This is a genomic window from Guyparkeria sp. SCN-R1 (genome assembly GCF_003932495.1).
In the GTDB taxonomy this organism is placed as follows: Bacteria; Pseudomonadota; Gammaproteobacteria; order Halothiobacillales; family Halothiobacillaceae; genus Guyparkeria.
Genome location: NZ_QZMT01000009.1, coordinates 73,031 through 83,375 on the forward strand (window position 1 = coordinate 73,031; position 10,345 = coordinate 83,375).

Here is a 10,345-nt window from a genome sequence, read left to right on the forward strand (position 1 = left end):
GCTAACAGCACGGCCCGTCGCGTTCCGGTTTGCCGGGGCGCGAAAAGGACCACCATCGACACAGGGAATCGGCGACCCGCCCGCAGCGGGCCTTCGAACCAGAACACAGAGGACGGATCAGCGGCATGAGCACCAGTCAGACAGTAGAAACCCCGACCCAGGCCTACCACGAGAACGCCGGCGGCGCGGCCAGCGGCATCGAAAACGCCGCGGCCACCCCGGGCCAGGTACGCGTCATCCGCCGTAACGGCAAGCTGACCGCCTACGACCCCTCCAAGATCAAGGTCGCCATGACCAAGGCCTTCCTCGCCGTCGAGGGTGGCGGTGCGGCGGCCTCCTCTCGCGTCCACGAATCGGTCGAGTCGCTGGTCTCGCTGATCGACCAGGCACTGAAGCGTCGCCTGCCGGGCGGTGGCACCGTCCACATCGAGGACATCCAGGACCAGGTCGAGCTGGCGCTGATGCGCGAAGGCCACCACAAAGTCGCCCGCGCCTACGTCCTCTACCGTGAGCAGCAGGCCCAGAAGCGCGCCGCGGAGATGGACGAGCAGGCCGAGGCCACCACCGAAACGTCCTCCCTGCACGTCACCCGCTATGACGGCACCACCGAGCCGCTGGACACCGTTCGCCTGTCGCGCCTGGTCGACGAAGCCTGTGCCGGTCTGGAAAGCGTCGACAACCAGCGCATCGTCGACGAGACCATCCGCAACCTCTACGACGGCGTGGCCGAGCACGAGGTCAGCACCGCGCTGGTAATGAGCGCGCGCACCCTGATCGAGATCGACCCGGCCTACTCCCAGGTCGCCGCCCGCCTGCTGCTCGACTCCATGCGCACCGAGGCGCTGCGTTTCGTGCACAACCCGGTGACCGCCTGCACCCAGTCCGAGATGGCCAACATCTACCCGGACTACTTCAAGGAGTACATCAAGGTAGGCGTCGAGCACGAGCTGCTCGACCCGACCCTGCAGCAGTACGACCTCGATCGCCTTGGCCAGGCACTGGATCACGAGCGTGACCTGCAGTTCACCTATCTCGGCCTGCAGACGCTCTACGACCGTTACTTCCTGCACCAGGACGACACCCGCTTCGAGCTGCCGCAGGCATTCTTCATGCGCGTGGCGATGGGTCTGGCGATCAACGAGATCGACCGCGAAGAGCGCGCCGTCGAGTTCTACCGCCTGCTGTCGTCCTTCGACTTCATGTCCTCGACGCCGACGCTGTTCAACTCCGGCACCCTGCGCCCGCAGCTGTCCTCCTGCTACCTCACCACCGTGCCGGACCACCTCGACGGCATCTACGGCTCGATCCGCGACAACGCCCTGCTCTCCAAGTTTGCCGGCGGTCTTGGCAACGACTGGACCCGCGTTCGCGCCCTTGGCAGCCACATCAAGGGCACCAACGGCAAGAGCCAGGGCGTCGTGCCGTTCCTCAAGGTGGCCAACGACACTGCGGTGGCCGTCAACCAGGGCGGCAAGCGCAAGGGCGCGGTCTGCGCGTACCTCGAGACCTGGCACCTGGACATCGAGGAATTCCTCGACCTGCGCAAGAACACCGGTGACGACCGCCGCCGCACCCACGACATGAACACCGCCAACTGGGTACCGGACCTGTTCATGAAGCGCGTCGCCCAGGAAGCCGAGTGGACGCTGTTCTCGCCGGCCGAGACCCCGGACCTGCACGACCTGTCCGGCACCGCCTTCGAGAAGGCCTACGAGGAATACGAGGCCAAGGCCGAGCGCGGCGAGATCAAGAACTTCCGCAAGATCCCGGCGGTCAATCTGTGGCGCCGCATGCTCTCGATGCTGTTCGAGACCGGCCACCCGTGGGTCACCTTCAAGGACCCGTGCAACCTGCGTTACACCAACCAGCACGCCGGCGTGGTGCACAGCTCGAACCTCTGCACCGAGATCACCCTGCACACCAACGACTCCGAGATCGCCGTGTGCAACCTCGGCTCGGTCAACCTGGCCCAGCACACCACCGAGAACGGCATTGACGAGGAGAAGGTCGAGCGCACCATCAAGACCGCGATGCGCATGCTCGACAACGTGATCGAGTACAACTACTACTCGGTCCCTCAGGCGCGCAATTCCAACCTGCGCCACCGTCCGGTGGGCCTGGGGATCATGGGTTTCCAGGATGCCCTCTACAAGCAGAAGATCGCCTACGGCTCGGATGCGGCAGTCGAGTTCGCCGACCGCTCCATGGAGACGGTCAGCTACTACACGATCTCCGCCTCCAGTGATCTGGCCGCCGAGCGGGGTCGCTACGCCAGCTACGAGGGCTCGCTGTGGAGCCGCGGCATCCTGCCGATCGACTCGATCGAGCTCTTGGCCGAATCGCGCGGCGAGTACCTCGACATGAACCGCGACCAGACCCTGGACTGGAACGCCCTGCGCAAGAAGATCAAGAAACACGGCATGCGCAACTCCAACACCATGGCGATCGCGCCGACGGCCACCATCTCGAACATCTGCGGCGTCTCGCAGTCGATCGAGCCGACCTTCGAGAACCTGTTCGTGAAATCCAACCTCTCGGGCGAGTTCACCGTGGTCAACCCGTACTTGGTACGCGATCTCAAGGACCGCGGCCTGTGGGACGAGGTCATGGTCAACGATCTCAAGTACTTCGACGGCTCCGTGCAGGCGATAGACCGCGTGCCGGACGAGCTCAAGAAGCTCTACGCCACCGCCTTCGAGATCGACCCGCGCTGGCTGATCGAGGCCGGTTCGCGCCGCCAGAAGTGGATCGACCAGGCCCAGTCGCTGAACCTGTACATGGCCGAGCCGTCCGGCCCGAAGATCGACAACATGTACAAGCTCGCGTGGGTACGTGGCCTCAAGACCACCTACTACCTGCGTGCCGCCTCCAAGACGCGGATCGAAAAGACCACGATGAACAAGCTCGACGGCAAGCTGCGCGGCGTCTCCGCCGACCCGGCGGCCGCCGCCGGCCCGAAGGCCTGCTCCATCGACGATCCCGAGTGCGAGGCCTGCCAGTAAGGCATCCGCCGATTTATTGGAATACCGCCGGGCAGTCGCCCTGCCCGGCCCGGTGAAACCGCCGGAAGAAACAGAAGGAGAGACACATGCTCGATTGGAATGATCCGCTGAAGAAAGGCAACGACGACTCGGCCCAGAGCCATGGCATGAACCACGACGCGGCCAGCGTGATGCCCGCCGCCTTCGATGACGGCCAGGAGCACCACTTCGACCCGTCGGCCGCCGAAAGCGCCGACCAGACCGGTCTGGGTGGCATCGAGGCCAACGCCGGGCGCGTCGACGTCTCGGAAAAGCGCATCATCAACGCCACCGCCGACGTCAACCAACTCCTGCCGCTGAAATACCAGTGGGCCTGGGAGAAGTACCTCGCCGGCTGCAACAACCACTGGATGCCCACCGAGGTCTCCATGCAGGCGGATCTCGCCCTGTGGAAGTCCAAGGACGGCCTGACCACCGACGAGCGCAACATGGTGATGCGCAACCTGGGCTTCTTCGCCACCGCGGAAAGCCTGGTCGCCAACAACATCGTGCTGGCCGTCTATGAGCAGGTCACCAACCCCGAGTGCCGCCAGTACCTGCTGCGCCAGGCCTTCGAGGAAGCGGTCCACACCCACACCTTCCAGTACATCGTCGACAGCCTGGGCCTGGCCGAGGGCGAGCTGTTCAACATGTACCGCGAAGTGCCGTCGATCACCGCCAAGGACTCCTGGGCCCTGAAGTACACCCAGAACCTCTCCGACGGCACCTTCAACACCTCCACACAGGACGGCGCCCAGAACTTCCTGCGTGACCTGGTCGCCTTCTACGTGGTCTTCGAGGGCATGTGGTTCTACACCGGTTTCGCGCAGATCCTGTCACTGGGCCGCCGCAACAAGATGACCGGCATCGCCGAGCAGTACCAGTACATCATGCGCGACGAGTCTATCCACCTGAACTTCGGCATCGACCTGATCAACCAGATCAAGATCGAGAACCCGGAGCTGTGGGGTGAGGCCTTCCAGCACGAAGTCCACGAGATGCTGCGCGAGGCCTGCGAACTCGAAATCGACTACGCCCGCGACACCATCCCCAACGGCCTGCTCGGCCTGAACGCGGAGATGTGCGAGGAGTACATGCACTTCATCACCAACCGCCGCTGCAGCCAGATTGGCCTGGCCGAGCTCTACCCGGGCGCGACCAATCCGTTCCCGTGGATGAGTGAGGTGGTCGATCTCAAGAAGGAGAAGAACTTCTTCGAGACTCGGGTCACGGATTACCAGACTGGGGGCGCCCTCACCTGGTAAGCCCAGAACGAACAAGCCCGTGTGAAGTGACGAATAAGGTGAAAACTGAGACACATAAAGTGAAATAAAGTGACGAATAACTTGAAAACGGAAAGAGCTTGACCTAAAGGGGTGTCCGTAGGGCGCCCTTTTTTTATGAGGTTTTCAGTGGCAAAGCATGGAGCACGCAAGATCACGAACCGAGGCCGACGCGATCGCGTCATTGGCCAGTTCATGAGCGTAAAGATGAAGAAAGCAGTCTGGTGGGAATCCCAACTGGAAAGGGACTACTGTTACATTTTGGAGCATGACCAGGATGTCATCGCCTACCGATCCCAGCCAATCACGATTTCATACAGCTTCGAGGACAAGATCCTCAAACATACCCCGGACTTCGAGATCATACGCCGAGGATTGGACCTTCCGCAGTACGTCGAGATCAAGCCGGACGAGAAGGCTATGAAGGACGAGTTCATTCGCCTGCATCAGGCTCGCAGCGCCTTCTTCCACGCGCGGGGGTGCGAATACCTCCTCCGCACCGGTAGCCAGATTCGGGAAGGACACCGACTCAACAACATCAAGCTGCTCTACCGTTATGCACAAACACCACTCGACCCTTTGGTGGTGGCTGGACTGCACCACAACGTGCCCACACATTCCGAGCTTTCCATGGAAGAGTTGATTGCCCAGTGTGCCGACTATGGTGCCGACCGGTCGGTCTGCTACGCCCTGATGTACCAAGGTCAAATAGTGTTTGACCTGGACAAGCCGATTCGGCCTGACATGTCGGTCAAAGCGGCCTGGTCTGCTCAGGAGGAATCATCATGAGCCGTTACCAGTTTACTCCTGGCCACCACATCGCCTACCGCGGCGGCATCTGGCACATCGACAGCTCAGACCCTAATACTCAAGTATTGAGGCTTCGCAGGCTAAGTGATGGCCAAGTCATCTCTATGCCCATGAAGGAAGCTGTTGAACTGTTGGTTCGAGAGGCAATCGAATTTGTCAGCTACGAAGAGGCAACGACAACCACTCCGAATGTGAGCCATTGGGTCTTGGCAGACTTTGCCTCCAAACCTGCAGAGCAAAAGAAAAAAGGATTGCGACGCCTTAAATACGTTCAAGCGGTCAATGAACTTAATTTGGAATCCTTCACGGAAAAAACCTTGACGCCCGTCATTGCCAATGTGGCTAAAGAGATTGGCGATCCCAAACCGCCCTCTTGGATTTCATTGTATCGATGGATCCGTGCCCACAAGCAGGCTGGATCAGATATCCGAGCCCTCTTGGACGACAATGCGAGCAAAGGCAATCGTCGCAACCGTCTTAGTCAAGGAGTGACGTCAATCATTAAGCAGTCGATTGACTCGGTTTTCTTCCGTCTGAGCGCTCCGAGTGTTGCGTCGGTCTACGAGGACATTCTGTTGCGTATTCACAAAGAGAATCGGATGCGCAACCCAGATGATGCCTTGGTAGCTCCTTCCTATCGAACAGTGCTCAGACAGGTGCGCAAGCTTGACCCTATGCTGATCACGGAAAAGCGTAGGGGCAAGCGTGCGGCCGAACGCGAGTTTCGTGCCTATGGCCAAGGCGTGGTCACAACGCGCCCCTTGGAGCGTGTGGAGATAGACCACACCCAACTAGACATGTTCGTAATTGATGATGAGAGCCACCTGCCCCTAGGGCGGCCTTATCTGACCGTTGCCTTGGATCACTTCACGCGATCGGTCGTAGGCTTTTACATCAGCTTCACGCCGCCCAGTGCGATTAGCGTCATGGAATGCTTGAAACATGCCATTTTGCCGAAGGTGGCGCTACACGCGAGTTACCCCAAGATAAGGAATACTTGGGATGTTTACGGCGTATTCGAGACACTTGTAGTCGACAATGGCAAGGAATTTTACAGCACAGCATTTGAGGAGGCTTGCCTTCAACTAGGTATAAACATCCAGTATTCACCGCCCCGGCAACCTTGGTACAAATCATCGATCGAACGCTACTTCGGTACCGTAAACAGGAAGTTGATCGACAGCAATCCCGGCAAAAGCATGAAGGAGCTGGTTCAGTTGGCTGAGTACAATCCAGCCAAGGACGCGGTCATCATGTTCTCGTCTTTGGTGGAGATCATGCATATGTGGGTTGTCGATATTTATCAGCAGACGTTCAATGAACGCATCGAAGACACCCCGTCTGCCAAATGGCGCAAGGCGGTTGAAAAATTCCCCCCGATCCTCCCCAGAAGCAAGAGCGAACTTGAAGTAGTGCTCGGCTTGCAAGAGACGCGAAAGATTCAACCCACTGGCGTCCAGTTCGAAGGACTGCGCTATAACTCACCCAGCCTCGCTCACCTACGTCGCCGCTTGGTGGACAAACCTGTGGTCGACATCAAAATCGATCCCTCGGATATCTCGCATATCTATGTTCTGGACCCGATCAAACAGGAATACATCCGGATTCCGGCCGTGAATCAGGAGTACACCGCAGGCAAGACGCTGTTCCAACACCAAGTCATTAAAAACAACGCACGCGAACACGCCCAGTCCACCGTCAATATGGCGGCCTTATTCGAAGCCCAAGAGCGAATCCAGAAGGTCATCGAAAACGACCGCGGCCTAATTAAAAAACGCAAGGGAACCCAGAAGCTGGCACGATTCAACAATGTTTCCCAGAAGACCAAAGATTCGCGCACGGGACCGATTTCAGAGGAAAGCATCTCAAGAGATGACCTCATTCAAGAGAATGAAACTAATCAGGAAGAAACTGTTGCTGATGCGACACCACAAAGCGCCAAGCCCAGCGAGGATGAACTCCTTGCGTCGTTGTACGAAGACACCGATGGCTGGGAGGCAGGATATACGCTGAAACGCAAAGGAGAGGAGGAGAGGGGTGAGTAAATTTGGAGAGCTTGCGAACGATGAGCTCGATCGCATTCGCTGGATCGAACAGATTTATGTCATGTACCCGCGCATCAGGGAACTGGTAGAACTCATTGGGGAGTGCCACGAGGCCTCGAAAATCACGGCAGAACCCCAATGTATGTTCCTAACCGGTAGTTCTGGTGTCGGAAAGACCAGTTTGATACAGCAATACCTGGAACAGTACCCGCCCATCGATGAGACGGATCGAACCCATGTACCTGTATTTCACGCAGAGATCCCTGCCAAAGCAACTATCAAGGGTGTCGCCACGGCCCTACTGGACTCTCTTGGTGACCCAGCTCCTGATCGCGGAACCACTGTCACCCAAGGTCAGCGCCTAGCCCATCTGATCGAACATTGCGGCGTTGAACTCATTCTGCTGGACGAGTTCCAGCACTTGATCGACAACAAGACCCAACGTGTTGTTCAGGACGTTTCTGACTGGATTAAGTCATTGATCAATAGCACGAAGGTGCCGATGATATTGATCGGGATGCCAGAGTCAGAGGCTATCCTTGAAACGAGTCCTCAACTTAAACGCCGTTTCATGGTGCGAAGACGCCTCGCCCCGTTTTCATGGAAAACAGATCAGGGACAGGTTGAATTCCGAAAATTCCTAGCCGAGGTCGAAAAGAAGCTTCCTTTGCAAGCTGCATCTCACTTGGCTGAAATAGATCTCGCGTTTCCTCTCTACATCGCCAGTCATGGCACAGCGGCCAATGTCATGACCTTGATCAAGCAGGCGGCCCGATTCGCCATTCAGGATGGTGATCACAAATGGGATGCTGGTCATTTTGCCCGGGCGTACGAGCGGAGAAGCATCCAAGGCGACGAGTTCCCTCAGAACCCGTTTCAAGTGGACCTGGAAGCCATCAAAACGTGGCCGATGGTACAGAAAGAGTTCGAAAATCCGCTTGGTACCAGCAACAGGATTCGCCCCAAACAGAAAAAACTGACTGCCTCCGAGGTGCTAAATCGCAGTTGATTGCCATGGGGTATACACAATGACGCAGACGGCCAGACGAAAACTGCTAATCCGACCAGCCCCGATGTCGGACGAAAGTCTGCCGGGTTACCTAGTACGCCTAACTGAAGCCAATGCGTATGACTCGCCCAGTGTGATCCTTGGGCTGACCGGTTTGGCTAATAGCAATAGCTGGCTTTCACGCATCCCACCCATCGCCAAAGGCCAGGCTAACCTCAAACCCTTGGCCGCGATCGTCGACAAGACGAGTGAAAGCCTTGAGGGACTGAGCTATCAACCAGTTTCAACAGACTCCGAACTTCGGCTGAGAGTCGGCCTAGCCCAGGTCCCAAGCAACCTGCTCTCATTCCGAAAACCCGCTGTTTGCGTTAAGTGCCTTACAGAGAGTGAATATCACCGGCAACTATGGGACCTCGCACCCTATACCGCCTGTCACGCGCATGGGATTGAGCTGACCAGTTTATGCACGGCATGCGGAGAGTATATCAACTGGGCGAGACCAAGTGTGTCCAAGTGCCGGTGCAACGCGGATCTCACGGCTGTCAAGCCCGTCAGTGCAGATGAGGAGAAGCTCCTCGTATCGCGCATGGTGGCCGAGTGCATTGAAACGGGGACGATAACTGATCACCCCCTTGTCAGAGACATGGCCTCACTTGGAGCGCTACTCCATATAGGTTACATGCTCACCAAGAAACGGCCTTGGTCAGGCGCCACGCTTGGCATTAGGGACTGTCCGGTCGAGGAGCGCCGTAACGATGTGGCTACAGCCTTCGCGCCCTTCTCTCAATGGCCTCTAAGCTTCGAAATATTCTTGAGAGACGTCATTAAAGTTGAGCGCGCCAAATTCCCTTTTTTTAGCACTTCTGCACTCATGCACCGTGTGAGCATGACCCTAGACCGCTTCCCCTATAAAGATGAGCAACCGGCGGTCTATAACACAATAATGGACAAGTTCCACGATTTTATTGCCTCGGATGAGGCCCGAGCAATCTCCCCCCTCGACCCACCTAGAAAACCTGAAACTCTCGGTCTGATAGGGTCGAAATCAACAATCGGGCTACTCGATGTAACAGCTCCGAGTTTTGCATCACTTGCTAAGCACCATTTGCCAGACCCCCAAGAGGATGGTTGTTACTTTTTCAAAGACGTCATAGGTTTAAAGAACACTTTAGATCAACTCGTTACCCTAAAGGAAGCCGCGCACATCCTTGGCATTTCGCCTCATAATGCCAAACTCCTGCTTAGTGCCGAAGTCATCAAAGCTTTTCGCGGACCTCAGATCGACGGCTACCGAGACATTCTAATCGATGCTATGACCCTCAACCAGATGTTGGCCAAGATTGACGAACGAAACGTCCTATTAAGCAACGAGGATCGTCGAGGCAGTGTAGCAGTTTCTGAGTACCTTAAAACGCACAAGAACTCGTCCACCAAGAAATTTTCACAAATAATTCAAGCAACATTAGACGGAATTATAAATGTTGTCGGATTCGACAAGGAGCTAGGTCTCTTAGGGATATATCTCGACAAGGCCTCCCTACTACGTTTTATCGGGATAAATGATCCTGATCGGGATAATTTGCTCACGGTGGATGACTTAACCAGAAAACTCAACCTCTACAAGAGTGCTGTTTACCAACTCATGGCGAACGGATTGATCCAATTCCAGAGGCGTAAGATCAATCATCGAACCCCCCAGCGCTACATCACAAAATTGGAATTAATTCACTTCCGAAAGCAGTATGTTTTGGCCCGGGAGATTGCCACAAAACATGGATTTAATGTCACAAACTTAGCTGAACGCCTCATGAATGCGGGTGCGACGCCAGTATCTGGCCCTGGAATAGACAGTGGCCTAATCTATGTATTCCCCCGGCGCCAGGTTGACCAACTAGACATGTCCGAAATCAAGCGCAATACGATATATAGAACTCGCGCAGGCCGGCCAAAAAAAGGTGAGCGAAGTCTTCGTGCTGAAGCTGAGACCCGTTATATGGATTCCGAAGATGTGGCTAAGTTGTTGGGCAATATAAGCGTCCAGAAAGTCGCCCGCCTTGTGAAGGGCGGATTCCTAAAACCGTTGGAGCATGGCGGCGCGCTCGGCAATAAGCGTTTCTTCTCTCGGTAGTGTCCAGTCAAGTGGTGTAAAAGCGAGATAGCCACCAAAGCCCTCGTCGC

At 56.7% G+C, this 10,345-nt stretch carries 6 protein-coding genes; all 6 read left to right on the plus strand.

What is annotated here, in order from left to right:
* Window positions 1-125: 125 nt before the first annotated feature.
* On the plus strand, window positions 126-3,002 hold the full coding sequence (locus D5687_RS06670) for a ribonucleoside-diphosphate reductase subunit alpha (protein WP_125198993.1): 2,877 nt from the start codon (window positions 126-128) through the stop codon (window positions 3,000-3,002).
* An 86-nt stretch (window positions 3,003-3,088) separates the two neighbouring features.
* Window positions 3,089-4,285 carry a ribonucleotide-diphosphate reductase subunit beta gene (locus D5687_RS06675; RefSeq protein WP_204742154.1) on the plus strand — a complete coding sequence of 399 codons (1,197 nt, stop codon included), beginning with the start codon at window positions 3,089-3,091 and terminating at the stop codon, window positions 4,283-4,285.
* A 225-nt stretch (window positions 4,286-4,510) separates the two neighbouring features.
* Window positions 4,511-5,092, plus strand: coding sequence for a TnsA endonuclease N-terminal domain-containing protein (locus tag D5687_RS06680; protein ID WP_204742155.1), 582 nt, complete (start codon window positions 4,511-4,513; stop codon window positions 5,090-5,092).
* Window positions 5,089-7,158, plus strand: coding sequence for a Mu transposase C-terminal domain-containing protein (locus tag D5687_RS06685; RefSeq protein ID WP_125198995.1), 2,070 nt, complete (start codon window positions 5,089-5,091; stop codon window positions 7,156-7,158). Before D5687_RS06680 ends, D5687_RS06685 begins: the two co-directional genes overlap by 4 nt.
* Complete coding sequence (locus D5687_RS06690) at window positions 7,151-8,167, plus strand: TniB family NTP-binding protein (protein WP_204742156.1); 1,017 nt, start codon at window positions 7,151-7,153, stop codon at window positions 8,165-8,167. The genes D5687_RS06685 and D5687_RS06690 overlap by 8 nt, the downstream gene beginning before the upstream one ends.
* Window positions 8,168-8,186: 19 nt before the next feature.
* Window positions 8,187-10,295 carry a TniQ family protein gene (locus tag D5687_RS06695; protein ID WP_125198996.1) on the plus strand — a complete coding sequence of 703 codons (2,109 nt, stop codon included), beginning with the start codon at window positions 8,187-8,189 and terminating at the stop codon, window positions 10,293-10,295.
* Window positions 10,296-10,345: the final 50 nt, after the last annotated feature.

Excerpts from the sequence above, each read along its gene's own strand:
- D5687_RS06680 (WP_204742155.1), top strand. The coding sequence starts at position 4,511 with ATGAAGAAAGCAGTCTGGTGGGAATCCCAACTGGAAAGGGACTACTGT.
- D5687_RS06670 (WP_125198993.1), top strand. The coding sequence starts at position 126 with ATGAGCACCAGTCAGACAGTAGAAACCCCGACCCAGGCCTACCACGAG.
- D5687_RS06685 (WP_125198995.1), top strand. The coding sequence starts at position 5,089 with ATGAGCCGTTACCAGTTTACTCCTGGCCACCACATCGCCTACCGCGGC.
- D5687_RS06675 (WP_204742154.1), top strand. The coding sequence starts at position 3,089 with ATGCTCGATTGGAATGATCCGCTGAAGAAAGGCAACGACGACTCGGCC.
- D5687_RS06695 (WP_125198996.1), top strand. The coding sequence starts at position 8,187 with ATGACGCAGACGGCCAGACGAAAACTGCTAATCCGACCAGCCCCGATG.